The sequence below is a fragment of the Flavobacterium sp. MMS24-S5 genome (genome assembly GCF_050320125.1).
In the GTDB taxonomy this organism is placed as follows: domain Bacteria; phylum Bacteroidota; class Bacteroidia; order Flavobacteriales; family Flavobacteriaceae; genus Flavobacterium; species Flavobacterium tyrosinilyticum.
In genome coordinates this window covers 3,159,823-3,184,398 of record NZ_CP190016.1, presented here as the reverse complement: position 1 = coordinate 3,184,398, position 24,576 = coordinate 3,159,823, and the positions used below count along the sequence as shown (strand labels likewise).

Sequence of the window (24,576 nt, the reverse complement as noted above, 5' to 3'; positions counted from 1 at the left end):
TAATCCCACTATATCATCTATGTTAAGCAGACAACAAAAACTTTTAGTAATGAAAATTGTTAGTCTGTTCTCTGTAGTTCGAGGTTACAATATTCCAATTATCGTTTTAGCCCAGTATTTATCGGCAATTTTTATATTGGCGCCAGAAATTAGAGCGCTGGATATTTTGCTTGATTTTCACTTGTTTTTAATTGTTTTTGCTTCGGCTATTACAATCGCTTCAGGATATATCATCAATAATTTTTACGACAGTCAGAAGGATTTGATTAATCGTCCGAATAAATCGATGCTGGATCGTTTGGTTAGTCAGAAAACTAAATTGAACGTTTATTTCAGTTTGAATTTTCTCGCTGTTCTAATGGCTTTTATAGTTTCCTGGAGAGCTTTTTTGTTCTTTTCAGGTTATATTTTTATGATTTGGTTTTATTCTCATAAAATTAAAAAATATCCCATTATTGGAAATTTAATGTCTGCATTGCTTGCTGTAACACCGTTTTTTGCCATTCTTTTATATTTCTATAATAAGATTTCGTTTGAAGAAATTGAGAATCATATGAGTCATTTTGTAGTGATTTCGGCACATGCGGTTTTCTTGTTTCTGCTTTTATTGATTCGCGAAATGATAAAAGATTTAGAAAACCTGAAAGGCGATTTAGTAAGCGACTATAGAACCATTCCGGTTTTATACGGAGAAAAAATTTCTAAGCAAATTATCACGGGGTTGACTTTGTCTACCATTTTACCTGTTTACGTTTTGGTTAATATTTATGATGTAGGCTATATGGACATTTATTTTTATGTGTGTTTTGGAGTTTTGCTTTTCTTCCTGATTTATTTATGGAAATCGGACTCTAAAGAACAATATCTAAGACTACATAATGTTCTTAAGTTCCTGATTGTATCTGGCGTTTGCTGCATTGTTCTGATTAATCCAAGCGTCTTATGGCATGGTCGCGAATTGATTTCTAATTACTAAAGCTTTTTATTTCACAGAGATTCGCAAAGTCTTTTTGTGTAACTCCGCGAAATTCTTTGCGAATCTCTGCGGAACAATCTATTTTAAAAAGACCAATTATATTGCTCCTAAACCTCTTAAAATAAAGCGCTATTAATCTAAGAACATTGAACTTAAGATTTATTAGCAGGAAAAAACTATCTTTGCACAAATTAATGATTCTATGAACAACAAGGAAGGCAACAATAAAAGAGGTGGATCGAGACCAAATAGCTCACGACCAAACTCTAACAAGCCAAAACCTCCTATGGCTAAGCGCGCGCAAGGGCCTAAAAAAGTAAAACCTGAAGTTAAAGCTGCTCAGGAAGCTGCTGCTGAAAAATTGAGAAAACAAAATCAGCCAGCAAAGAGACAAAAGGCTTCAGATGAAATTCGTCTAAACAAATACATCTCTAATTCTGGTGTTTGTTCTCGTCGTGACGCCGACATTTATATTCAGTCTGGAAACGTTAAAGTTAACGGTACTGTAGTTACAGAAATGGGTTATTTGGTAAAACTAAATGATGTTGTAAACTTTGACGGTGTTACATTAACTCCTGAAAAGAAAGAATATATTTTATTAAATAAGCCTAAAAACTTTACGACTGCCTTTGACGAAGGTCAGGAATATCGTAACGTTCTAGAACTTGTTCGTGGCGCTACAAATGCAAAAATTGCTGCTGTAGGAAGAATGGACAAGAATACAACTGGTTTATTATTGTTTACAAACGATACTGATATGATTCGTAAGTTTACATTGCCAAACCAGAAATCGTCTAAAATCTATCAGGTTTCTTTAGACAAAAACTTAAAATTTGAAGATTTAGAAAAAATCAGCAAAGGTTTAGTTCTTGATGGACACCGCGTTTTTGTTGAAGAAGTAAGCTATATTGATAATGAACCAAAAAGCGAAGTTGGTCTTAAACTGCGTACTGCTAACGTAAAAGTGGTGCGTTCAATTTTTGAATCTTTCGAATACAATGTATTGCGTATTGACCGTGTTTCGTTTGCTGGATTAACCAAAAAGAATCTTCCTCGTGGAAATTGGCGCTTTTTGACCGATCAAGAAGTTATCAATTTGAAAAACACATAAGCATTTTTCAAATTTAAGTCATAAATGAATCCTGTTTTCTTCTAGAAAATGGGATTTTTTATTTTTAAAAACTAAAGAAATTATGTCCGAAAAGGGTAAAAATAGATCTTCCGATAGATTGGTTTTTATCTTCTACAGTTTCGTAAGATGAAAAACCTAGGATGATTTTAATTCCGGGAGGAATGCTGTTTAAAATATCTCTTTTTTGGTCTTCTAAAAGGAGTTTTAAACTTTCTATTAATTGAAGATTGTATCTTAAATAAGACATTACAAGTAATGCTGAAAAGTTAAGTATTTCTCTGGCTGTTTCGCTTTTAATGCCAACTTCGTTTGAAACCATTTCTGAAATTCTACCTTTTTTGTTGGAGAATAATTCTTTCAGTAAAGCATTTCCTTCTATGCGGTAACAATCGTCGACTGATAAAATTCTGCCTGCATTAAAGTCTATTTCTTGATAAAAAGTAGAATCTTCTTGGATTAATGAAACGATTTCAGAATAAAAATCAGATTCTTCGGCTTTGTTGTAGAGTCCCATTAAAATTGTACCGATCGAGACGTCTATTCCCTTTATTAAAAGTGCATCATTCTCAAAATAAAACTTGTTTAACTTGGAGACAACATTAGAAGAAATAAAGCGTCTAAGTTCAATTTGTAGGTTTGGGGTCATACTCATAACTTAAAAAATAATTATTTATACTGATTTAAAATAATCGATAAAATGAGGCTTTTTATCGTTTATCGAGATAAAAATATAAAAAATTTTAACATTTCCAAAAATTAAGTTAAAAATTTACCTTCTTAATAACCAGTTCTTAACACTAAAAACGTCTTAACGCTAGTAAACACAACCCTTTCGTTGTCAAACACAAAAGAAAAAAAGTTAAGAAAAGTTTGATGTTTATTTTTGCAAGCAACGCCAAAAAGCTGAAATTGTTATAGAATTAAAATAAAATGTTTCGATATTCCCACACAATATTCAAAAATATGCCCAAATAAACCACCGCAAACAGAAAGTTAACAAAACTTGAAGCGATGAATCCTAATAGAGATCCAGTCGCTGCTTTTAGAGCTCGTTTATGGTTTTGAGAATCATACATTAATTCGCCAATTAAAGCGCCTAAAAATGGTCCAATAATAATTCCAAAAGGAATTGGAGCAAAGATTCCGACAATTAAACCAATGTTGGTTCCCCATACTCCATAAGAGCTTCCTCCGAACTTTTTAGTGCCTTTTGAAGGAATAATATAGTCTAATATAGTAATGATGACCATTAGAACAAAAGTAATCCCTAAAACCCAATAATTATTTTCGACTGCTTTAGTCAGGTAAAGTAATAATATTCCAACCCAAGAACTAGATAATCCAGGAAGAACAGGAAGAAAACTTCCAAAAACACCAACGATTACACATATAAATCCTAGCAGTACTAAAAGTAAATCCATAATATTTTTGTAAGTTTGTACTTATTATTTTAAACATTTTAATAGTATGAGAACTCTTGTAAAAATAGTTTTTTTTCTATTCTTCGTATTCTCCATTAGCGAAAATACGATAGCTTAATCTAAGAAACTTTCTACAGATGACAAAGCAATACAGGACAGTCTTTACACCAGCAATAAGAAAAAAGTAATAAATTTTTCTATGAGAGACTTTGATAATCTGTTTTTCGATTTTTTTAATAAAAAAAACAATCCTAATATCTTTCTGAGTAAAATTGAATTTTACACCTATACGGTTCAAATAGCAGCTTTTTCAGACAGACTTATCAAATTATACCCTGATCAAAAGGAAGTTGCAGAAAAAAACAAAGAAAATTGGCTTTCGGAAAACTATGAAGATTATTTAGAATACAAAGCTTCTCAAAAAAAATAATCGTATTTTTGTTATATCATCCAATTTTAAAACTTTGAGGCAGTTTTTCCCTTTTTTTATTTGTATCCTATTTAATTCTTGTCAATACTTTGAGAAGCAGGTTCCGTCTGAAAAAGAATTACTTCAAAAAGAGTTGAAATCTATTAACTGGAAAGAAGTTGATGAATATCCTTCTTTGCCTGATTGCGATAAAATTGGTGATAAAAAGCTTCGCCAGCAATGTTTTTTTGAAGTGATGTCGAATCTTATTCAAGAAAAACTCAACGTTGATACTTTATCTATTTTATATCCAGAATTGGATACCATCGAAGTAAAAGTAACCGTTTTTCCTAACTCAACTATGAAGTTTGAACCTCAGTTTCCTAAAGATTCTGTAGTGTACGATACCATAAAAATTGACAGCATTCTGCACGCACGACTAGTCGATTTTCCGAAAGTAAATCCAGCCATAAAACGCGGTATTCCGGTAAAAACACAGTTTATTCTGCCTGTTATTATAAAAGCAAAAGAAGAAAAGTAATTATTTTTTAAACTGACGTCCTTTCCATTTATAAGAACCAAATAAACTGTACAAAGCAACAGTCGAACTAAAAAATGGATACCATAGACTACTTAACAAAAGACTTTTAATTCTCTTATTTGCCAAAAATCGATTAGTGATTAAAAGCAAAATAAAGTCAATTGAAATTTTAGAAAAAGCAAAAATTACAAAAATTGGATAAGAGCAAATCCCTAAAAGAAGAGAGAAAAATCCGATTACAAAACTCAGATTTCCGAAGAAAACAATCAATCCAAGAAACTTTCCAAAAGTGCTGTTATACGAACTTGTTTTAGCCGCCCAACGCACTCTTTGATGAAATAAAGATGTCCAGTTTTCAGTTGGTTTTGTTGTTACGATCGCTTCTTCTGCTTTTAAATAATATACTTTTTCAGGACACTTTTGAATCGCTTTTTGCAGTAAAAAAACATCATCTCCGCTGGCAATTTTATCATTCCCTTCAAAACCATTTAAACTTTCGAAGAATGCTTTTGTGTAAGCAAAATTAGCTCCGTTGCACATAAAACCCTTATTTAAACCAAAACTTCCAATTGTAGCGCCTTGCAGACTCGTTAAATCCAATTGCTGAAAATGATCTAGAAATGAGTTTTCACACTGATACGTTACAGCTCCAGCAAGCATGGAAACTTTGTTCTGCTGAATGTAATTATCAAAAGTCAACAGCCAATTTTCGGGAACAATACAATCGGCATCGGTTGTAATAACCCAATCGGTTTTTACGTGCTGCATTGCCGTTGTAATGGCATCTTTTTTAGGAGAATTGGAAATTCTGATATTGTCAATTATCGAAATTTGGAATTTGGAATTTAAAAATTGGAATTTCTCGTTAGAGCTATCATCAACTAAAATTACTTCAAATAAATCTGTTGGATAATTTAGCTTTGAAAGACTTTCCAAAAGTAGGGGCAGATTTTCTTTTTCATTTCTAAAAGGAACAATTATCGTAAAACTTGTTTTTGGCTTTAAATCACTTTTCTGATATTGTTTCACCTTGAAAAAACCATAAATCAGCAAAGAAATGCTAACGATATAAATGGCTAATATGGCAAACAATCCGAAAATCATTCTGGAGTTTTCGTTTTAAAATTCAGCACAAAAAAGCTTCCTAAAACTACTGGAAGAACTACGTTTAAAAACCACATTAAAGTACTTATAAAAACAACAATCCATTCGTTGACACCCAAAATTCCGAAGAAATAAATCGCAACACTTCCTTTTACCGCAAAGTCTAAAAACTGAAAAGTTGGCAATGAAGAAGCTAAAAAGTAAACTGATGTTATCGCTGCCATCAAAGTTAAATAAGGCAAATCGACATCAAAACCTAAAAACAAAAAGTAATACTGATGCGAGAAAACCAAATAACGACAGATACCTAAAAAGATATTTTTCTGATGAACCGATTTGGGAATTTCATTGATTTTATGAATCAGTTTTTCTATCGAATATCCTTTGACTTTTATCTTTTTAATGGAGAACAAAATAATCAGAATCAATAAAAATCCGCCAAAAAGAATCAAGACTGTTTTAGTAGTAATTACATTAAATTGCGCATTGAAATAGAGTAATCCGAAAATTCCAAAAATGATCGTTAAAATCATCTGGATTCCGTTGCAAATCAGGTTTAAGAAAACCACTCTTTTGGCTTCTGATTTCGGATAATACAGCGCTTTTCCTGCATACTCTCCTACTCCATTCGGTGTAAAAATTCCTGCCGTCAAAGCAGCCAAAACCTGTTTTGTCGCTTCATAAACCGATATTTTATGAATAACCTGCGCTAGATTCTGCCATTTCAAAATCTCGAAATAACGGTTCAAAACGCTCAAAAGCAAGATAAATGAAACCCCTAAAACCGACTGATTTTTTTGGAACAAAGCAATAAACTTCTGCCAGTCTAGTTTATCGTTGTTAGCCAACTGATTATAAATAAAATAAAATGCGCCGCCAACAATTAAAAGTTTGACTACGAGAACTAGGAATTGCTTAGCTTTGTGAGGAATTGAAATCATGCCGCAAAAGTAAAGCTATTTCACAAAGATTCGCGAAGAAATCACAAAGATACACGGAGAAAATAAAAACTTTAAGAATCTCTGTGGCAATTTGAAAATGAGAAAATGAATTGTTTCATTTTTCAAAAACTTGAAACTTGAAACAAAAAAACTTGAAACAAAAACTCTCTTGACACAAGAACGCATCATATTAGGTATTGACCCCGGAACCACAATTATGGGGTTTGGATTGATTAAAGTAATCAATAAAAAAATGGAATTTCTGCAATTGAATGAATTGCAGCTTTCCAAATACGACAATCATTACCAAAAACTAAGAATCATTTTTGAAAGAACCATTGAACTTATCGAAACGCATTGTCCAGACGAAATTGCTATTGAAGCACCTTTCTTTGGCAAAAACGTACAATCGATGTTGAAGCTCGGGCGCGCACAAGGCGTTGCAATGGCAGCAGGACTTTCAAGAGGCATTCCGATTACTGAATACGAACCTAAAAAGATAAAAATGGCGATTACCGGAAACGGAAATGCCAGTAAAGAACAAGTTGCCAAAATGTTGCAACAGCTTTTAGGATTAAAAGAATTACCAAAAAATCTCGATTCAACAGATGGTTTGGCTGCTGCGGTTTGTCATTTCTTTAATTCGGGAAAAGTTGTGGCTGGAAAAAGTTATTCGGGTTGGGATGCTTTTGTGAAACAGAATGAGGATTGAGTTAAAAAATGAGTCAATGTGTCAATTTGCCAATTTGATAATTTTATAAACAACGAATAAATTATCTAATTGACATTTTCTCTAATTATCTAATTAAAAAATGAGCGGTATCTACATTCATATTCCTTTTTGCAAGCAGGCTTGTCATTACTGCGACTTTCATTTTTCGACTTCGATGAAGAAAAAAGATGAAATGGTTTTGGCTTTGGCTAAAGAAATTGCTATACGCAAAACCGAAAGTGATAGTGAAATTGAAACCATTTATTTTGGCGGAGGAACTCCTTCTTTTTTAACCAATTACGAAATAAACTTTTTAATTTCTGAAGTTTATAAAAACTATAAAGTTGTAGAAAACCCTGAAATTACACTTGAAGCTAATCCGGATGATTTGTCTGCTGAACGAATTCTGGAATTATCTAAAAGCCCAATAAATAGATTAAGCATCGGAATTCAGTCTTTTTATGAAGAGGATTTAAAGATGATGAATCGTGCCCATAATTCAGCGGAAGCCAAAAAATGTCTAGAAGAAGCGACAAAGTATTTCGATAATATTTCATTGGATTTAATTTACGGAATTCCAGGAATGAGCGACGAGATGTGGAGACATAATATTCAGACTGCTTTAGATTTTGGCATTCCGCATATTTCGAGTTATGCTTTGACTGTTGAACCCAAAACGGCTTTAAGCAAATTAATTCAAACCGGAAAAGTTGCTGAACCACAAGACGAAGTGGCTTCAAATCATTTTATGATTTTGGTTGAAACGCTTCAAAAGAATGGTTTTATTCATTACGAATTATCAAATTTTGGAAAAGAAAAGTACTTCTCCAAAAACAATTCAGCGTATTGGCTGGGCAAGAAATACATCGGAATTGGACCTTCGGCACATAGTTATGATGGCGAAAAAAGAGGCTGGAATATTGCTAATAATTCGTTGTATCTAAAAGCAATTCAAAACAACGAACTTCCAATTGAAACCGAAATCTTAACTGTTTCTGATCGTTATAATGAATATATCATGACGGGTTTGCGAACCATTTGGGGCGTTTCTCTAGAGAGAATTGAAAAGGAATTCGGATCAGAATATTTGAATTATTTACTGGAACAAGCTCAAAAGTTCTTAAAGGACGATTTGCTATCGATCGAAAACAATATTTTAAAACCAACTCTTAAAGGAAAATTTTTAACGGATGGAATTGCTTCAGATTTATTTTATCTAAATTTGGATGAATAAAAATTAGCCACGAAGGCATAAAGGCTCAAATTTATTAAACTTTGTGACTTAGCGTCTTTGCGGCATAAAATCCAAATTTGTGTTAGCAAAAATCAACAACTTCGAAATCGACTTATCAAAACCCATTGATATTTCTATTCCATTAACCAATACAGATGAAAATCCGATTGCCTGGTATATTGAAAAACCAGTCATTGAACCAGTAGTTTTTGGCGATTGGATTGGAAAAGTTTCTGAAGGAAAATCATCTACGAATTTCAATAATATTTTCTTCAATCCGCATGGGCATGGAACGCATACGGAATGCTTGGGGCATATTACCAATGATTTTTACAGTATTAACCAATCTCTAAAACAATTCTTCTTTTTTGCTAAACTGATTACGGTTAAACCTGAAAAGATTGGAGATGATTTTGTGATTACGAAAGAAAACATTTCGACTTCGCTCAATGTGACATCACTGGATAGCGCTTCGACTTCGCTCAGCGTGACAAATGAGGCTTTAATAATTCGGACTCTTCCAAATCAGCTGGAAAAAAAGTCTCGAAAATATTCCAATACCAATCCGCCGTATTTGTCTGAAGATGCTGCAATTTTTATCCGCGAAAGCGAAATTCAGCATTTACTGATTGATCTCCCAAGTGTGGATAAAGAACATGACGAAGGAAAATTATTAGCACATAAAGCATTTTGGAATGTAAAAGACACAAATAATTTAAATCAAGATGCACGGTTCAATGCGACAATTACAGAAATGATTTATGTTGCAGACGAAATTGAAGACGGAAATTATATACTAAATCTTCAAATCGCTTCGTTTGAAAATGATGCAAGTCCAAGCAAACCAATTTTATATAAAATTTAAAAGGCCGCCACTAGTTGCACTAATTTTCGCGAATTTCTTTTTTTATTTGCCACAGATTAAAAAGATTCACACAGATTTAATCATTTTTAATCCTTTAATCTGTGGCAAAAAATAATTCGTGAAAATTAGTGTAATTAGTGACAAAAAAATTAGACAATATGATTAGTGTTTCAACTGACAAAACCAAACTCGATGTCCCATTTATACAGAACTTTTTAAAAGACATTTATTGGGCTGCAGGACGAACGATTGACGAAGTGCAACGAACTATTGATGCTTCGGTTTGTTTTGGAATTTATTTAGAGGACAAACAAATTGGCTTTGCACGTGTGATAACCGATTATGTCGTTTTTGCTTATTTAATGGATGTTTTTATTGATGAAGAACATCGCGGAAAAGGTTATTCTTCCATTTTAATTGAAGCGATGATGAAAGAACCTCAATTGCAAGAAGTTAAAATCTGGCGATTGGCAACAACTGATGCTCACTTTTTATACGAGAAATTCGGATTTACAAAACTAAATCATCCTGAAAAAATGATGGAAAAAATAGTCAAATGAAAACAGTTTTAAAACTTGAGGAAGTCGCATTATTCCTTCTTGGAATCTTTTTGTTCAACCGCTTAAATTATGAATGGTGGTGGTTTCTTACTTTAATTTTAGCTCCCGATTTATCAATGATGGGTTATGTTTTTGGAAACAAATCTGGAGCATTTCTTTATAACATCTTTCATCACAAAGGGATTGCGCTTTTGATTTATGCCATCGGATTTTATTTAAGCATTGAAATGGTGCAATTAGCGGGAATTATTCTATTTTCACATTCGGCAATGGATCGTATTTTTGGATATGGTCTTAAATATGAAAAAGGCTTTAAATACACACATTTAGGTGAAATTGGTAAATAAACAGTTATGAATTTAGAAACGTTTTACGAATATTGTCTTTCAAAAAAAGGAGCCAGCGAACATTTTCCTTTTGATGAAGATACTTTTGTCTTTAAGGTGGGCGGAAAAATGTTTGCTTTGTCTTCTCTTTCTCAATGGGAAAAAAATGAGCAATCAGCAAATTTAAAATGCGACCCAGACCGCGCACAGGAACTTCGAGCAGAGTATGACGAAATACAACCTGGATTTCATATGAGTAAAGTACACTGGAATACCGTGGCTTTGAACGGAAATTTACCTGATAAATTCGTGAAGGAACTTATAGACCATTCATACGAATTGGTTTTCAAAAGTTTGGCAAAGAAAATTCAAAATGAAATTATCGAATTAGAAAATTAGGCATTACATTTGCATCGTAAGAAAAAAAATTTAGCAGCTTAGCCGCTTTGAAACTTAGCAACTAATAAACAATGAAAGAACAATTTAAAAAATTTCTAAACGAAGAACAAGATCCAAAAGCGATTGAAAAAATAACTTCGAAACTTACTGATTTATTAATGAAAGGTGAAGAAGTTGGTTACATCGCCGTGCAAAAAAAGCCTGCAATTACTGTTTTTCCTGATAGTATAATCTTAACCAATAAACGTATTATTATTTGCACGCCTAAAAACTTAGGCCTTTCAATGAATTTTACAGATTATACTTGGGATGATATTACAAGCTCATTTGTAAAAGAAAATATTTTAGGTTCTGAGTTTTCATTTAGCACTAATACAGACCTGATTATTTCTATAGATTATATTCCGAAAATTCAGGCTAGAAAAATGTATACCTATGCTAAAGAGCAATTAGATTTATTAAAAAATCCTGTTCAGACAGCTGCTCCAGTTCAAGAAATTGTGGAAGAAGCAGAAGTTGAAGACGAAATCGAAGAGGTAGAAACAGAAGAAGTAACAAGCTTTGCAGAAATTTTACCTGCAGCTCCAGCTGTGACAGAAACTTTTGAACCGCTTTCGACGCAACCAACTCAACCTGCTGGAGAACGTAGACTAAGTGATTTATCTAAAGAAGAACTTTTTGATAAATTACAGAATTACAAAAAACTTCTTGATAATGGTTTGATCATGCAAGGAGAATATGATGCTTACAAAAAAGAGATTTTAAGTTATATGTAATTTTAAAGTACAAAGTTCTGAGTACAAAGTACAAAGATTATTGACTTTGTCTAAAATAAAAAGCCCGAAATAGAGATTCTATTTCGGGCTTTGCATTTATAACTTTGTACTTAGAAACTTTGCACTTACAAAGTCGCTTTTTGCTTTTCAACAAATTTATGAGATTGTAGTTCCAGTAACTCTTTTGCATTTTTTCGCTGCAGATCGAATAGACCTTTATCTTCTGCAATATCAGCATAAACTTTATCATGCATTTCGGCACTAGTTTTAACCAATAATTCACGTTGGTATTTATTTTGTGTCAAAGTTGCTTTCATTGCAGTTTCGGCTTCTTCTTGCTTGAAATCGAATTCCCCTTTTGGTGCTAATAATTTAGCGATAATCGGAGATGTTTCAATTGCCAGAAACAACAGCATAATGAAAAATGACGGAAGCCAAGGCAGTTTGTTCAATGCATTGATGCGCGCCATTAATCCGTCGAAGCCTTCTATGATCGGTTGTGTCTGCGAAACTTTTTTATCTAAATCGGCCTGAAGCTGTACGCCAGCTTTTTCTTTTTCAGCAATTTTAGCTTCATTTGCCTTTTTAAGCGTTTCAAATTCTTTTAAAGCCGCATCGTGTTTTTCTCGTTTCTCTTTATAAACCGGACCTTTTCCTAATTTTTTAGTTCCGGTTGTTCCTTCAGCTTCAGTAATATAAACTGAATACAAATCGTTTACTTCTTTCTCTTTCTTTAGAATGTCCGCTTTAAGCGCAGCAATTTCAGCTTTATTTTTATCTAAATCTGTTTTGAAGTACGTTCCAATTTGTTTTTTGTTGGCCAATTCCATTTCGTTTTTCTCTTTCAATAAAACGGTATTGATTTCCTTTTCGAAAATTTTAATCTCCAAAGGCTTAGAAATTACAATCGCAATAATAATAGCCAAAGCAATACGCGGAGTTGCCTGAAGGAATTCGTCCAGAAAACGGTCTCTTTTTTTAATCGTAGAAACGATAAATCGGTCTAAATTGAAGATTAGCAAACTCCAAACAAATCCGAAAATTAAAGCGGGATAAATAGAATCGAAAACAGTAAAAAGTGCATAAGCACTAGCTAAAAAAGCCATAACTGCTGTAAAGAACACGGTGGCGCCAATACCAACATATTTGGTTTGTTCGCCTTCTGAGCAGTCTTTCAAGAGATCACGGTCGGCTCCTGAACATAGGATAAAAAATTGTTTTAACATGATTGATGATTTTTGATTGTGATTGATATGGCAAATTTAACGCCAAATTTTCAAATACAGTCAAAATATCAATTTCTTTTTAGTTGTGAATCAAAGGTTTGAAAGCACAATGTTAGTTAAACATTAATAATTATAAGCAATAACTGACTAATCATAACACTATGTTAATTTTTTTTCAAGGCTTTAGTAATACACGGGTCTTAGTTTCGCAACCGAAATTAAACTAAACACACACAATGAAAAAATTTTATCTATTAACAGCATTCTTTTTATTCGCCTTTACAGGTTTTGCTCAGAAAGCTATTATATCTGGAAAGATATTAGATGCCGATGACAAACTGCCTCTTCCTGGAGCAATGGTTCAAATTGTAGGCGAGAAAAAATACACCGTTTCTGACTACAACGGTCGTTTTGAATTATTAAATATTAATGAAGGAACTTACCAAGTTGAAGTAAAATATATTGGATATACTTCTTTAACTCAAGAAATAAAAGTGGAGCAAGGAAAAAACAACGTAATTGATTTTTCTCTTAAAGCTTCTGAGAATGAACTGAAAGAAGTTATCGTTGGAGATATCTTAAAAGGTCAGGCAAAAGCGCTGAATCAACAAAAAAATAACAAAAACATCGGAAACGTAATCTCTTCAGATCAAATGGGTCGTTTTCCTGATGCTAACGTTGGAGACGCTTTAAAACGTGTTCCAGGTATCACAATGCAGAATGATCAAGGTGAAGCTCGTAACATTATTATTAGAGGTTTAGCTCCATCTTTGAACTCTGTAACTTTAAATGGAGACCGTATTCCATCTGCTGAAGGAGATAACAGAAACGTACAAATGGACTTAATTCCGTCTGATATGATTTCTACAATCGAAGTAAACAAAACACTAACATCAGACATGGATGCAGATGCAATTGGAGGTTCTGTAAACTTAATTACAAGAGCAACTCCAAACGGAGAAAGAATTTCTGCAACTCTTGCAGGAGGTTATTTACCAATTCGTGATCACGCTTCTTATACTGCTGGTTTTGTTTATGGTAACCGTTTTGCTAATGATAAATTAGGAGTTGTTTTCAGCGGATCTTATAACAATGTGGATTACGGTTCTGATAACGTCGAAAACGAATGGGTAAAAGATGAGTTTGGAAATGACTATTTACAAGCTTCTGAAATTAGAAAGTATGATGTACAACGTATTCGTCGTAGTGCGTCTGTTGCTTTAGATTATAAATTCAATGACAACAATACCATTTTTGCCAATGCAATCTACAACTGGAGAGATGATAGAGAAAACCGTTTCAGAACTACTTACGATGATATTGAGCCACTTTATAATGGCGAAGAAATTGTTGGTTTTGAAGGCCGTGTAAAACGTCAGACAAAAGGTGGTTTAGACAATAATAGAAACAAAAACAGAAGATTAGAAGATCAAAGAGTTCAAAACTATTCTATTCGTGGAGAACATTTAATCAATTCTACATTAGATTTAGATTGGTCTGCTAACTATGCAAAAGCTAGAGAATACCGTCCAGGTGAGCGTTATATCGAATACCGTCAAAAAGGTCTAGAAATGTTTGAAGATTTATCAGATATCAGATTTCCTTTAATCACTACTGTTGGTGAATCTGTTGACGAATTTAAATTTGACTCTGTTACTGAAAATACAGACGAAACAAGCGAAAGCGAATTTGGTGCTAAAGTAAACATTCGTTTCCCATTCTCTGTAATTGCAGGAGAAAAAGGAAGATTGAGAACGGGTCTTAGACTTCGCCTGAAGGAAAAAGAAAGAAACAATATGTTCTATTCTTATACTCCGCTTAATGATGATATGGAATTATTATCGCAAGTTCCGACATCTTATTATGATGGAAACGGGTTTAATCCAGGAAGCAAATATGTACCGGGAACTTTCGCTTCTGCTAACTATTTAGGAGGTTTAGATTTGAACAATGCTTCTTTATTTGAAAAAGAAACAGATCCAGCAGAATATTTAGCTGTAAATTACAATGCTAAAGAAAGAATTACTGCTGCTTATGTAAGATGGGATCAGGATTTTAACGATAAACTTTCTATGGTTTTAGGTTTCCGTGTGGAGAATACTCATATCGATTATACAGGAAACCGTGTATTAGACGAGGAAGAATTAGAAAGCAAAATCAACAACACCAACTCTTACACTAATTTATTGCCAAGTATTTCATTCCAATACAACGCAACAAAAGATTTAGTTTTGAGAGCTGCTGCTACAACTGCATTGGCTAGACCAAACTATTATGCATTGGCTCCTTATGTAAACAATATCGCTGCCGATAAAGAAATTACAGCTGGAAATCCAGATCTTAAAGCTACCTATTCATACAATTATGATTTCATGGCTGAGAACTATTTCAAATCTGTTGGTTTAATTTCCGGAGGTGTTTTCTACAAAAGATTAAATGATTTCATTTACAATTACAGCGACAATCAATATACAGATGCGAAATTTGCTGCAGATTTCCCTAATCAAGCAAACCCAGTTCCAGCAGGAGAAAATTGGTCTTTCTTACAATCAAGAAATGGAGAAAATGTAGATGTTTACGGGTTTGAAGTTGCATTCCAACGCCAATTGGATTTCTTACCAGGTAAATTCCTAAAAGGCTTTGGAATCTATTTGAATTATACTTACACGCAATCTAAAGCAAAAGGTATTGCCGATGAGGACGGAAACGAAAGAAATGATATTAGTCTTCCAGGTACAACTCCACACATGTTTAACGGATCTTTATCTTGGGAAAACAAACGTTTCTCTGCAAGAATCTCAACCAACTTTACATCTGATTATTTAGATGAATTAGGTTCTGAGTCTTACAAAGACAGCTACTATGACAAGCAGTTTTTCTTAGATGCAAATGCTTCTTATAAAATCACTCCAAAATTGCGCTTTTTTGCTGAAGCTAATAACTTAACAAACCAACCGTTACGTTACTACCAAGGAGTTGCGGCTCATACAAAACAAGCTGAATATTACCAGCCTCGTTACAATTTCGGATTGAAATTAGACTTGTAATCTGCACTTTTTTAAAATTCTTAAATTAGACAGAGTTTAGCGCTCTGTCTAATTGCATTAAAATATATAACATAATGAAAAATAAATCTTTAGTCGCTCTTTTACTTTTAGCTATTTCATTTACAGCTTGTAAAGACGATAAATTAGCGCCAGTTCAGCCAAACGCTGTAAAACCAACAGCCGTTACAGAAGCTTTACCTCACGATACAGACGATCCTTCAATTTGGATAAACCCAACAGATCCTTCAAAAAGTATTATTGTTGGAACAGATAAAGACACAGACGGAGGATTGTATGCTTTTGATTTGAGTGGAAAAATCCTTAAAAAATCAATTCCGTTAAAACGTCCAAACAATGTTGATATCGCTTACGGATTGATTATTGACGGAAAAAAAGTAGACGTTGCGGTTACAACTGAACGTGAAGAAAACAAAATCAGAATTTTCAGTTTACCAGATTTAGAGCCAATTGATAACGGCGGAATTCCTGTTTTTGAAGGAGAAGCGCAACGCGATCCAATGGGAATTTCGTTATATACGCGCCCAAGCGACGGAAAGATTTTTGCCATTGTAGGAAGAAAAACAGGTCCTTCTGGAAGTTATTTATGGCAATATGAACTTTCTGGAAACGGAAAATTTGCTGCAGCAAAAGTGGTTCGCAAATTCGGAACATACAGCGGTAAAAAAGAAATTGAAGCTATTGCTGTAGATAACGAATTAGGTTTTGTGTACTATTGCGATGAGCAGGCTGGAATTAGAAAATACAAAGCAGATCCAGCTTTAAACGATAATAAAGAATTAGCTTTCTTTGGCCAGAAAGATTTCAAAGCAGATCACGAAGGAATTGCGATTTACAAAAAAACAGATTCTACAGGATATATTTTAGTATCCAATCAGCAGGCCAATTCTTTTATGGTTTATCCAAGAGAAGGCGCAAACGGCAATCCAAACAATCATTCTTTATTGGCAGAAGTTCCGACTTCTACAATTGAATGTGACGGTGCAGATGTTACGAGCGTAAACTTAGGCCCAAAATATAAAAACGGACTTTTTGTAGCGATGAGCAACGGAATGACTTTCCATTATTATGCTTGGGATTTGATTCAAAAACGCATCGACGAAGCTAAGAAATAAAGATTCAGTGTTGATTTGAAATTGCAGTTTTTCGGTACTTTCCTTTAAACTGTACTGAAAACTGCGTTTCAATGTCTTTAAAAAGTACTTATTGTCAGGCTGAGCGAAGTCGAAGAATCGGGATCATTCAGGGAGGCACAAGAAGTATCAAACAAACACAAAAACAAAAAAAGCTGTTCATTTCTGAACAGCTTTTTTATTTTGAATTAAATAATTCCTTTTATTCTGTAATCGGTGCTCCTGCTAAGATTTCAGCATTTGCAAACTCTTCAAATTTGGCAAAATTAGCTTTGAATTTCTGAGCTAATTCTAACGCTTTTTTATCGTATAAATCTTTGTCTTCCCAAGTATTTCTAGGATTTAGAATTTCTTCTGGAACATTCGGGCAAGATTGTGGTTTTGCAATTCCAAACACTTTGTGATCTACATACTCTACGTTGTCTAATTCTCCTTTTAAAGCAGCAGTAATCATTGCACGAGTATATTTCAGTTTCATACGGCTTCCCACTCCATAAGGCTCGCCTGTCCAACCTGTGTTGATCAACCAAACTTTTACTCCCGCATCTTTCATTTTCTTGCTCAACATCTCTGCATAACGCGTTGGGTGTAAAGGCATAAATGGCGCTCCAAAACAAGCAGAGAAATTAGGCTGAGGCTCTGTTACACCAGCTTCTGTACCAGCAACTTTTGCTGTATATCCAGAAATAAAGTGGTAAGCCGCCTGACCTGGATTTAATCTTGAAATTGGAGGCAGAATTCCGAAAGAATCGGCCGTTAAGAAAAATATATTTTTAGGATTATGTCCAATCAAACCTGGCTGTACATTATCAATATGTGTAATTGGGTAACTTACACGAGTATTTTGAGTAATAGAAACATCGTCAAAATCAACTACGTTTGTTCCTTCTTTGAAAACCACATTTTCTAAAAGCGCTCCTTTTTTGATTGCTCTAAAAATGTCTGGTTCATTTTCTTCTGTTAAATTAATCACTTTTGCATAACATCCGCCTTCAAAATTGAAAACAGTGTTTTCGTTTGTCCAACCATGTTCGTCGTCTCCAATTAATTTACGCTCTGGATCTGCAGATAAAGTCGTTTTTCCTGTACCAGACAATCCGAAGAAGATTGCTGTATCTCCTGCTTCACCAACATTGGCGCTGCAGTGCATTGGAAGTGTATTTTTGAAAACCGGAAGAATAAAGTTTAATGCAGAGAAAATTCCTTTTTTCATTTCTCCCGTATAACCTGTTCCACCAATTAAAGCAATTTTTTTAGTAAAATCTAAAATAGCAAAATTAGACTGACGTGTTCCGTCTACAGCAGGATCTGCCATAAAACTTGGAGCACAAACTACGGTTCGATTCTGGAGTAAAATTAGCCAGTTCTGAATCTTCTGGACGTAAGAACATATTGTAGCAAAACAAGTTTGACCAAGCAGTTTCTGTTACAACACGAACATTTAATCTATAATTTGGATCAGAACAAACATAAGAATCGCGAACAAAAACTTCTTTGTCTGATAAAAATGCTGTTACCTTATTATAAAGCTTTTCAAAAGCTTGGGGCTCAAAAGGGATATTTACATTTCCCCACCAAACTTGATCTTTAGTGATATCATCTTTTACGATAAAACGATCTTGTGGAGAACGACCTGTAAATTCGCCTGTATTAATTGCTAACGCTCCTGTAGAATTCTCAACACCTTGTCCTGACTGCAAAGTAATCGCATGTAATTCATCTGCAGATAGTTGATAACGAACTTTTGCATTTTCAATTCCTAACTCTTTTAACGAAATCGATTGCGCGAAAACTGTATTAGTGTCCATAAGTTTTTAAGTTGTGTGTGATTTTTTGTTTAAAGCAAAATTACAGATTTATTTTTATTTCTTTTAAAATACTTAAATTTCACTTTAATTTATATGAAAAAAGAGAAATTTCACTTTAAAAATTATAAAAAGAAAAAAATAACTGCCTCTAATTTGTTTATTTACAACCTTATAAGCGAATTTGTTATATTATTTTTGTTTGACAACAGAAAATACAAAAAAGTCACATAAATAAAGTTATATGTTATTTATGTGACAAAATTAAAGATTAATTCTTAGACAGAATTTTTTTTTCGGGATTTTATGATTTTCTCTTCAATATCGTAAAGAATAATAGCGCCCAACCAATAATTAATAGAAAACCACCCACAGGAGTTGCGAATACGATAATTTTAGATTCAAACAAAGTGTAGTCTTTTGTAGACAATACATAAATTGAACCACTGAAAAGAACAACACCTGCTACTACAAAATTATAGATCGTTTTTAAGGTCTTTTCGGCTATATCTTTTTGAGTCGATAAAAAGAGAAGAAATAAGGCATGATACATTTGGTAACGAACACCAACTTCAAAAGTATTTAATTGATCAACTGAAAGATATTTTTTCAATAAGTGAGCACCAAAAGCACCCAAAATAATAGCTAACATACCGATAAAAGCTCCAGTTAAAACGATTCTTCTTTTCATAATATATCTCTTTTGAAATTTGAAACAAAAATACTTCAAACGAACCGAAAAAACACTTTAGTTGTTGGATTATTTAGAACAAAATCAGGTTATTTTTTATCCTATTCCAAAAAATAAATTGAATTTTATTTAATTTGAATTGTTATATTTATAACATTTAAATATATTTGCGTTAAATATTTGAGACATGAGAAACGTTTTAATAATTGGAGCAGGAAGATCTGCATCGTCTTTGATTCGATATTTACTATCAAAATCTAATGAAGAAAAGCTGCATTTAACCGTAGCCGATCTTTCATTGAATCTCGCAAAAGCAAAGACTCAGAATCATCCGAATGCCACACCGCTTGCCTTAGATATTTTTAATTCCGATGAAAGAAAAAAAGCTATTGCAAATGCGTCAATAGTAATTTCTATGCTTCCTGCACATTTGCATATCGAAATTGCAAAAGATTGTTTAGAATTTAAAAAACATCTTGTTACAGCTTCTTATATAAGTGATGGCATGCAAGCTTTAAACGAAGAAGCCATCAAAAACAATCTGATTTTCATGAATGAAATTGGTCTCGATCCAGGCATCGACCACATGAGTGCCATGAAAGTTATTGACGAAATCGGATCGAAAGGCGGTAAAATGCTTTTGTTTGAATCTTTCTGTGGCGGACTTGTAGCTCCTGAATCTGACAATAATTTATGGAATTACAAATTTACTTGGGCACCTCGTAATGTTGTTTTAGCAGGACAAGGCGGCGCTGCGAAGTTTATTCAGGAAGGAACTTATAAATATATTCCGTACAGTGCTTTGTTTAGAAGAACTGAATTTCTAGAAGTAGAAGGTTACGGAAAATTTGAAGCCTATTCGAATCGGGATTCTCTTAAATACCGTTCGGTTTATGGCTTGGATGATATTCTGACATTATATAGAGGCACAATCAGAAGAGTGGGGTATTCTCGCGCTTGGAATATGTTTGTACAGCTCGGGATGACTGATGATAGCTATGTTTTAGAGGGGTCAGAAAATATGAGTTATCGTCAGTTCATCAATTCTTTCCTTCCGTATCATCCAACTGATTCTGTTGAAATTAAAACTCGATTGATTCTAAAAATCGATCAGGACGATATTATGTGGGATAAACTTTTAGAATTGGATTTATTTAACCCAGATAAAAAGGTAAATCTGCCAAATGCTACTCCGGCTCAAATCTTAGAAAAAATTCTGACTGACAGCTGGGCTCTTGAACCAGAGGACAAAGATATGATTGTGATGTATCATAAATTTGGCTATGAACTAAATGGAGAAAAGAAACAAATCGATTCAAAAATGGTTTGTATCGGCGAAGACCAGACCTATACCGCAATGGCAAAAACAGTCGGGCTTCCGGTTGCAATTGCCACTTTATTAATCTTAAACGGAAAAATTACAACTCCAGGCGTTCAGCTTCCTATTAACAAAGAAGTGTATGAACCAATTTTGAAAGAGTTAGAAGAATATGGGGTCATTTTTAACGAACAAAATGTGCCTTATTTTGGATACAATCCGGACCTGTTTTAGTCTGGATCTGCATGTTTATTTTTAGATTTTTTTTTAATTAGTTTTTAATTTTATCCGCTTCTCCCATCAGAAGCGGATTTTTTTCTTTTAAATAGCTGGGGTAAGCGTAATGGGCAATTTATACAATACTCGTACTGGCAAACCATTGTTTGAGCCTGGAATCCATTTAGGAGAAAGTTTTATAACCCTAACAGCTTCTTCACCGGTTCCATACCCTATATCTTCTACTGCTTTAACATCAGATAGCGTACCGTCTTTCTCAATAATAAACTGCAGTTTGACCTTTCCTCCATATTTCAGTGCTTTTTCTGGAACTTTAAAGTTTTTGCCCACAAACCTATAAAACTTGTTTATTCCACCTGGAAAATCAGGCTTTTTCTCAATGCTATCAACCTTCATTTCCAAAGGTCTATCCTCATCTTTCGAAGTATTTTCCTGAGCCATACTTTTCGTACTCATGAAAATCAATATTAGTAATACAAAACTCTGAGTAAATATTCTCTTCATATTTTTAATTGTTTAACCGCTAAATATTATATACTATACTTACAAATATAGATTTTTACTTTAATTAAAGTTGTTCCAATTTTAGCGCCAGAACAAAAAAAAATCCGTTCAAAAAGAACGGATTTTTTTGTTTTTATTTAATGCCCTAAAGGTCTCGCCAATTGAACAACCATCGGTAAAATAAATTTAGAACTTACAGGTTCGCCATCCTTAGTTGCTGGAATCCATTTTGGGCAGATTTTCATAACACGAATAGCTTCGGCACCCAAACCATATCCTAAATCTTTTACAATTTTTATATTAGATAAAGACCCATCTTTTTCAATTGTGAAATGTATATAATACTTTCCATCTACTTTTTTTTCGTAAGCAATCTCAGGCATCTTATAATTTTGAGCATAAAAGATGTAAAAATCGGTTAAACCATTAGGAAATTCTGCCTGAGTTTCTACACTTACAGTATTATCAGATTTAGCAGAAAGATCTATTAGTTCTACTTCTTGTGCCCAACTTTTTGAATTACATGAAAGCAGTAAAAAAAAGGAAAAAGCAACTTTAAATATTAAATTAGAAAATGGTTTCATTTGTAGCATATTTTTTACAAATCTACACTAATTCTTATTTCTTTTAAATTTTTTGCTAATTATTATTTTGAATAGTAATTGGTAAAGTATAAAGGACTCTAACAGGTTTTCCGTGTTCGCTTCCTGGAATCCATTTTGGAGAAAGTTTTAAAACTCGAGTCGCCTCTTCTGCTACTCCATAACCTAAATCTTTTACGACTTTAAATTCAGACAAACTTCCATCTTTTTCGACCATAAACTCAATAAAAATTTTGCCATCCTTTTTTTGTTTCGAAAATTCTTCTGGCATTTTAAAATTTTGTCCCACAAACATATAGAACTTTTCTATTCCACCAGGAAATTGTGGTTGTTTAACATCTGCCTTTTCATTAACGCCAATACTGTTTTTTCCATTAAAACTGGTTTGCGCAGTAGCTTCCGAATTAAAAGCAATTAACAATAAAATAGAAACGACACTTACAGAACTCACTTTTAAAACCATTGCAATTGGCGATTTTTCTTTAGTCATCATGAGCAAACGTTTTTTTGTTATTTGATAATTGATAGTACTTGCCAAAACGACGGTATGTTTATTTGAAGCAAATTGCAACAATAAGTTCTGATAACTTCTAACTTCTCCAAATTTTTTATTTACAGCTTCATCAGCTAAAAATTCATGATTGAGCTTTATGGCTTTTTCAAACAAAACAAATATCGGATTAAACCAAAATACGATTTGCAAAACCTCAACAAAAAGAATATCCAAAGTATGTTTTTGCTCTAAATGTGCTTTTTCATGAGCTATTAATTCTGATGGAATTTTTCCATTTGTAAAATCTTCTTTACTAATAAAAATAGCATTCCAGAAAGAATGTGGTAAAACCGATTCTTTCATTAAAACAAGTTTCTGATTGTCTATAAATTGTACCGAATTCTTTTTCATTTTCAAGAAAAAGGAAGAAACATTTACAGCAAATCGAATCAATAAAATTGTTGCAATGAGAACATAAATTGCACTTAAAAAGAAATATACGATTTCATTGTATGAAACTTTGTTTAAGATTGATTGATTAGACACAATCATTATTTCATCCAGCTGAATTGTTTTAATTTTTGACGAAAAAAATGATGCAATCGAAAACAATTGCAGCGGGATAACTAGACTAAAAACCAAACTTCCGAGAAGATAAGCACGATTGAATCGAAACATTCTTTCGTTTTCTAACAACAATTTATATACCGCATAAAAAACAACAAGCAGTACACCGGATTTTAAAAGATACGTTATCATTTCTTCTTTTTTTGAATTTCTGAATCGATTATTTTTTTAAGATCTTCTAGTTCTGAAGCCGATAAATTGGTCTCAGTTGTAAAGAATGAAGCAAACTGTGAAGCCGAATTATTAAAGAAATTACTAATTAATCCTTTTACGTGTTTTGCAAAATAGTCTGTTTTCTTGACCAGCGGATAATATTCTCTCGAATTTCCGAATTCGGTATACGCCACAAATTTCTTATCGATCATTCGTTTTAAAAGCGTCGCCACGGTTGTTGTTGCTGGTTTTGGTTCAGGATACGCTTCGAGCAAATCTTTCATAAAAGCCTTTTCAAGCTTCCATAAATGCTCCATTAATTGTTCTTCTGCATTTGATAATTGTATCATGGTTTTGTGTTTTCAAGTTTTTCTGTTTCGGCCAATTCCTTTTTATATTCCTCCAAATTCCATTCAACATTCAATTTTGTCGCATATTCGGCCATAGTTCCAAGTCCGACTTCTGCACGCCTTTTATCGACATTATCTGGATCTATCATTGGCGCTATCCGAATTTTATTAGTCTTTTTATTCATTGAACTCTGACTGCCATAAATTTGTTTTTTTCCTTCTCTCAAAGCCACTCTATCTTCCAAATAGGCCAGATTCCCTGGATTGGCATTTCCGTTTTTAACCGCCTCTCTCATCATAGGCAGATATTTTTGTTGGTATTTTAAATCGGCATGCTGAATCACCAGAAACAAAGTCTGATTTCCCTGAGAACCTACAACATTTTTTCCCAACCAGCCTCTTTCGTCCAATATTTTCATCACCTTAATGAGGTTAATACTGTCTTTTCTTTCCATGATTTTACCAATGCTGTCAATTTTCTTTTTATCGGGTTTTGAAGCTCTATAAACATTCATAAATTCTCCTCGAATTTCCTGATCTTCGGTATAAATTTCTGCAAGCTGTTTTTCCAGCACTTTATCATAATTTGCTCCAATAATATCTAACTTCTTTTGCAGCTTATCAATTGTTTTATTCCATTGTTTTTCTGAGTGCAAAGACTTTAAATCGTTATCAATTTTAAGATGGGCAATATTCTCGTATCCGTTATCGATAGAAAGATTCAGCCATTTAAATGCTTTTTTATGCTGCCTTGCCATAGAAGCAGAACAGCCTGCGTTGTATAAGTCTCGATCGTCTTTCTGTTCTATTTTAAACGCTTTTTCATAATACGAAACAGACAATTCATAGTTTTTTGCTGTATAACAAGAATCTGCTTTACGAACCCATTCTTTATACGTTTGGGCTTGCAGAAAAATACAGTTCATCACTAATAAAGAGAGTGTAATTATTTTTTTCATGTTTTAGAGGTTAGTTG

The 24,576-nt window shown here is 33.3% G+C and carries 25 protein-coding genes and 1 pseudogene; 14 read left to right on the top strand and 12 right to left on the bottom strand.

Annotation, left to right across the window (positions count from 1 at the left end; all coding sequences use genetic code 11):
* The first annotated feature begins 19 nt into the window (after window positions 1-19).
* A complete protein-coding gene (locus tag ACPWTF_RS14765; RefSeq protein WP_095928171.1) occupies window positions 20-976 on the top strand; it encodes a geranylgeranylglycerol-phosphate geranylgeranyltransferase in 957 nt (318 codons plus the stop codon).
* A gap of 202 nt (window positions 977-1,178) precedes the next feature.
* A complete protein-coding gene (locus ACPWTF_RS14760) occupies window positions 1,179-2,087 on the top strand; it encodes a pseudouridine synthase (protein ID WP_095928172.1) in 909 nt (302 codons plus the stop codon).
* Window positions 2,088-2,151: 64 nt separating this feature from the next.
* Here the strand turns inward: ACPWTF_RS14760 and ACPWTF_RS14755 are convergent, their stop codons facing one another.
* A complete protein-coding gene (locus tag ACPWTF_RS14755; RefSeq protein ID WP_095928173.1) occupies window positions 2,152-2,754 on the bottom strand; it encodes a DUF937 domain-containing protein in 603 nt (200 codons plus the stop codon).
* A 274-nt stretch (window positions 2,755-3,028) separates the two neighbouring features.
* Window positions 3,029-3,529 carry a DUF456 domain-containing protein gene (locus tag ACPWTF_RS14750; protein WP_427871819.1) on the bottom strand — a complete coding sequence of 167 codons (501 nt, stop codon included), beginning with the start codon at window positions 3,527-3,529 and terminating at the stop codon, window positions 3,029-3,031.
* A gap of 199 nt (window positions 3,530-3,728) precedes the next feature.
* Between ACPWTF_RS14750 and ACPWTF_RS14745 the strand changes: the two genes are divergently transcribed.
* Window positions 3,729-3,959 (top strand): hypothetical protein, encoded by a 231-nt coding sequence (locus ACPWTF_RS14745; RefSeq protein ID WP_427871818.1) that lies wholly within the window; start codon window positions 3,729-3,731, stop codon window positions 3,957-3,959.
* Window positions 3,960-3,993: 34 nt separating this feature from the next.
* The gene (locus ACPWTF_RS14740; protein ID WP_427871817.1) at window positions 3,994-4,479 is read left to right on the top strand and encodes a hypothetical protein; all 486 of its coding nucleotides are present in this window, start codon (window positions 3,994-3,996) and stop codon (window positions 4,477-4,479) included.
* On the opposite strand, the gene ACPWTF_RS14735 is transcribed toward ACPWTF_RS14740, so the two are convergent.
* Together ACPWTF_RS14735 and ACPWTF_RS14730 are read right to left on the bottom strand one after the other, a co-directional pair.
* Window positions 4,480-5,583, bottom strand: a complete 1,104-nt coding sequence (locus ACPWTF_RS14735; protein WP_427871815.1) for a glycosyltransferase family 2 protein — start codon at window positions 5,581-5,583, stop codon at window positions 4,480-4,482.
* On the bottom strand, window positions 5,580-6,524 hold the full coding sequence (locus tag ACPWTF_RS14730; RefSeq protein WP_427871813.1) for a hypothetical protein: 945 nt from the start codon (window positions 6,522-6,524) through the stop codon (window positions 5,580-5,582). The genes ACPWTF_RS14735 and ACPWTF_RS14730 overlap by 4 nt, the downstream gene beginning before the upstream one ends.
* Before the next feature lie 169 nt (window positions 6,525-6,693).
* On the opposite strand from ACPWTF_RS14730, the gene ruvC reads away from it, so the two are divergent.
* The 7 genes from ruvC (at window position 6,694) to ACPWTF_RS14695 (ending at window position 11,396) form a co-directional block, all read left to right on the top strand.
* Window positions 6,694-7,236 carry a crossover junction endodeoxyribonuclease RuvC gene (gene ruvC / locus ACPWTF_RS14725; protein ID WP_427871812.1) on the top strand — a complete coding sequence of 181 codons (543 nt, stop codon included), beginning with the start codon at window positions 6,694-6,696 and terminating at the stop codon, window positions 7,234-7,236.
* A 100-nt stretch (window positions 7,237-7,336) separates the two neighbouring features.
* Window positions 7,337-8,470, top strand: a complete 1,134-nt coding sequence (gene hemW / locus ACPWTF_RS14720) for a radical SAM family heme chaperone HemW (protein ID WP_427871811.1) — start codon at window positions 7,337-7,339, stop codon at window positions 8,468-8,470.
* Window positions 8,471-8,549: 79 nt separating this feature from the next.
* Entirely contained in the window at window positions 8,550-9,335 is a 786-nt protein-coding gene (locus ACPWTF_RS14715; protein WP_427871809.1) for a cyclase family protein, read from the top strand.
* Window positions 9,336-9,493: 158 nt separating this feature from the next.
* A complete protein-coding gene (locus tag ACPWTF_RS14710) occupies window positions 9,494-9,895 on the top strand; it encodes a GNAT family N-acetyltransferase (protein ID WP_250834351.1) in 402 nt (133 codons plus the stop codon).
* Window positions 9,892-10,242, top strand: a complete 351-nt coding sequence (locus ACPWTF_RS14705) for a DUF4260 domain-containing protein (RefSeq protein WP_427871807.1) — start codon at window positions 9,892-9,894, stop codon at window positions 10,240-10,242. Before ACPWTF_RS14710 ends, ACPWTF_RS14705 begins: the two co-directional genes overlap by 4 nt.
* Window positions 10,243-10,248: 6 nt before the next feature.
* On the top strand, window positions 10,249-10,620 hold the full coding sequence (locus ACPWTF_RS14700) for an MmcQ/YjbR family DNA-binding protein (RefSeq protein WP_427871806.1): 372 nt from the start codon (window positions 10,249-10,251) through the stop codon (window positions 10,618-10,620).
* A 71-nt stretch (window positions 10,621-10,691) separates the two neighbouring features.
* On the top strand, window positions 10,692-11,396 hold the full coding sequence (locus tag ACPWTF_RS14695; RefSeq protein ID WP_427871804.1) for a PH domain-containing protein: 705 nt from the start codon (window positions 10,692-10,694) through the stop codon (window positions 11,394-11,396).
* Between the two features lie 125 nt (window positions 11,397-11,521).
* On the opposite strand, the gene ACPWTF_RS14690 is transcribed toward ACPWTF_RS14695, so the two are convergent.
* A complete protein-coding gene (locus tag ACPWTF_RS14690; RefSeq protein WP_427871802.1) occupies window positions 11,522-12,622 on the bottom strand; it encodes a DUF4407 domain-containing protein in 1,101 nt (366 codons plus the stop codon).
* 236 nt (window positions 12,623-12,858) lie between these two features.
* Here ACPWTF_RS14690 and ACPWTF_RS14685 point away from each other — a divergent pair, with 236 nt between their 5' ends.
* Entirely contained in the window at window positions 12,859-15,669 is a 2,811-nt protein-coding gene (locus ACPWTF_RS14685; RefSeq protein WP_427871800.1) for a TonB-dependent receptor, read from the top strand.
* 74 nt (window positions 15,670-15,743) lie between these two features.
* Complete coding sequence (locus ACPWTF_RS14680; protein ID WP_427871798.1) at window positions 15,744-16,802, top strand: phytase; 1,059 nt, start codon at window positions 15,744-15,746, stop codon at window positions 16,800-16,802.
* A gap of 220 nt (window positions 16,803-17,022) precedes the next feature.
* On the opposite strand, the pseudogene pckA reads toward ACPWTF_RS14680, so the two are convergent.
* Window positions 17,023-18,628: pseudogene (pckA, locus tag ACPWTF_RS14675) on the bottom strand (phosphoenolpyruvate carboxykinase (ATP)).
* Window positions 18,629-18,929: 301 nt separating this feature from the next.
* Window positions 18,930-19,316: a DUF423 domain-containing protein gene (locus ACPWTF_RS14670; protein WP_427871796.1), complete on the bottom strand. Its 387-nt coding sequence runs from the start codon at window positions 19,314-19,316 to the stop codon at window positions 18,930-18,932.
* A gap of 187 nt (window positions 19,317-19,503) precedes the next feature.
* On the opposite strand from ACPWTF_RS14670, the gene ACPWTF_RS14665 reads away from it, so the two are divergent.
* Window positions 19,504-20,868, top strand: a complete 1,365-nt coding sequence (locus ACPWTF_RS14665) for a saccharopine dehydrogenase family protein (protein WP_427871794.1) — start codon at window positions 19,504-19,506, stop codon at window positions 20,866-20,868.
* 87 nt (window positions 20,869-20,955) lie between these two features.
* Here the strand turns inward: ACPWTF_RS14665 and ACPWTF_RS14660 are convergent, their stop codons facing one another.
* The 5 genes from ACPWTF_RS14660 to ACPWTF_RS14640 all read right to left on the bottom strand — a co-directional run bounded on the left by ACPWTF_RS14660 (window position 20,956) and on the right by ACPWTF_RS14640 (window position 24,559).
* Window positions 20,956-21,327 (bottom strand): energy transducer TonB, encoded by a 372-nt coding sequence (locus tag ACPWTF_RS14660; protein WP_427871793.1) that lies wholly within the window; start codon window positions 21,325-21,327, stop codon window positions 20,956-20,958.
* Between the two features lie 185 nt (window positions 21,328-21,512).
* Window positions 21,513-21,959, bottom strand: coding sequence for an energy transducer TonB (locus ACPWTF_RS14655; protein WP_427871791.1), 447 nt, complete (start codon window positions 21,957-21,959; stop codon window positions 21,513-21,515).
* A 55-nt stretch (window positions 21,960-22,014) separates the two neighbouring features.
* Complete coding sequence (locus ACPWTF_RS14650) at window positions 22,015-23,229, bottom strand: M56 family metallopeptidase (RefSeq protein WP_427871789.1); 1,215 nt, start codon at window positions 23,227-23,229, stop codon at window positions 22,015-22,017.
* Window positions 23,226-23,600: a BlaI/MecI/CopY family transcriptional regulator gene (locus tag ACPWTF_RS14645; RefSeq protein WP_427871787.1), complete on the bottom strand. Its 375-nt coding sequence runs from the start codon at window positions 23,598-23,600 to the stop codon at window positions 23,226-23,228. The genes ACPWTF_RS14650 and ACPWTF_RS14645 overlap by 4 nt, the downstream gene beginning before the upstream one ends.
* On the bottom strand, window positions 23,597-24,559 hold the full coding sequence (locus tag ACPWTF_RS14640) for a DUF6624 domain-containing protein (RefSeq protein ID WP_427871786.1): 963 nt from the start codon (window positions 24,557-24,559) through the stop codon (window positions 23,597-23,599). Before ACPWTF_RS14640 ends, ACPWTF_RS14645 begins: the two co-directional genes overlap by 4 nt.
* Window positions 24,560-24,576 lie beyond the last annotated feature (17 nt).

Excerpts from the sequence above, each read along its gene's own strand:
- ACPWTF_RS14765 (WP_095928171.1), top strand. The coding sequence starts at position 20 with ATGTTAAGCAGACAACAAAAACTTTTAGTAATGAAAATTGTTAGTCTG.
- ACPWTF_RS14760 (WP_095928172.1), top strand. The coding sequence starts at position 1,179 with ATGAACAACAAGGAAGGCAACAATAAAAGAGGTGGATCGAGACCAAAT.
- ACPWTF_RS14755 (WP_095928173.1), bottom strand. The coding sequence starts at position 2,754 with ATGACCCCAAACCTACAAATTGAACTTAGACGCTTTATTTCTTCTAAT.
- ACPWTF_RS14750 (WP_427871819.1), bottom strand. The coding sequence starts at position 3,529 with ATGGATTTACTTTTAGTACTGCTAGGATTTATATGTGTAATCGTTGGT.
- ACPWTF_RS14745 (WP_427871818.1), top strand. The coding sequence starts at position 3,729 with ATGAGAGACTTTGATAATCTGTTTTTCGATTTTTTTAATAAAAAAAAC.
- ACPWTF_RS14735 (WP_427871815.1), bottom strand. The coding sequence starts at position 5,583 with ATGATTTTCGGATTGTTTGCCATATTAGCCATTTATATCGTTAGCATT.
- ACPWTF_RS14730 (WP_427871813.1), bottom strand. The coding sequence starts at position 6,524 with ATGATTTCAATTCCTCACAAAGCTAAGCAATTCCTAGTTCTCGTAGTC.
- hemW (WP_427871811.1), top strand. The coding sequence starts at position 7,337 with ATGAGCGGTATCTACATTCATATTCCTTTTTGCAAGCAGGCTTGTCAT.
- ACPWTF_RS14710 (WP_250834351.1), top strand. The coding sequence starts at position 9,494 with ATGATTAGTGTTTCAACTGACAAAACCAAACTCGATGTCCCATTTATA.
- ACPWTF_RS14705 (WP_427871807.1), top strand. The coding sequence starts at position 9,892 with ATGAAAACAGTTTTAAAACTTGAGGAAGTCGCATTATTCCTTCTTGGA.
- ACPWTF_RS14700 (WP_427871806.1), top strand. The coding sequence starts at position 10,249 with ATGAATTTAGAAACGTTTTACGAATATTGTCTTTCAAAAAAAGGAGCC.
- ACPWTF_RS14695 (WP_427871804.1), top strand. The coding sequence starts at position 10,692 with ATGAAAGAACAATTTAAAAAATTTCTAAACGAAGAACAAGATCCAAAA.
- ACPWTF_RS14690 (WP_427871802.1), bottom strand. The coding sequence starts at position 12,622 with ATGTTAAAACAATTTTTTATCCTATGTTCAGGAGCCGACCGTGATCTC.
- ACPWTF_RS14685 (WP_427871800.1), top strand. The coding sequence starts at position 12,859 with ATGAAAAAATTTTATCTATTAACAGCATTCTTTTTATTCGCCTTTACA.
- ACPWTF_RS14680 (WP_427871798.1), top strand. The coding sequence starts at position 15,744 with ATGAAAAATAAATCTTTAGTCGCTCTTTTACTTTTAGCTATTTCATTT.
- ACPWTF_RS14670 (WP_427871796.1), bottom strand. The coding sequence starts at position 19,316 with ATGAAAAGAAGAATCGTTTTAACTGGAGCTTTTATCGGTATGTTAGCT.
- ACPWTF_RS14665 (WP_427871794.1), top strand. The coding sequence starts at position 19,504 with ATGAGAAACGTTTTAATAATTGGAGCAGGAAGATCTGCATCGTCTTTG.
- ACPWTF_RS14660 (WP_427871793.1), bottom strand. The coding sequence starts at position 21,327 with ATGAGTACGAAAAGTATGGCTCAGGAAAATACTTCGAAAGATGAGGAT.
- ACPWTF_RS14655 (WP_427871791.1), bottom strand. The coding sequence starts at position 21,959 with ATGAAACCATTTTCTAATTTAATATTTAAAGTTGCTTTTTCCTTTTTT.
- ACPWTF_RS14650 (WP_427871789.1), bottom strand. The coding sequence starts at position 23,229 with ATGATAACGTATCTTTTAAAATCCGGTGTACTGCTTGTTGTTTTTTAT.
- ACPWTF_RS14645 (WP_427871787.1), bottom strand. The coding sequence starts at position 23,600 with ATGATACAATTATCAAATGCAGAAGAACAATTAATGGAGCATTTATGG.
- ACPWTF_RS14640 (WP_427871786.1), bottom strand. The coding sequence starts at position 24,559 with ATGAAAAAAATAATTACACTCTCTTTATTAGTGATGAACTGTATTTTT.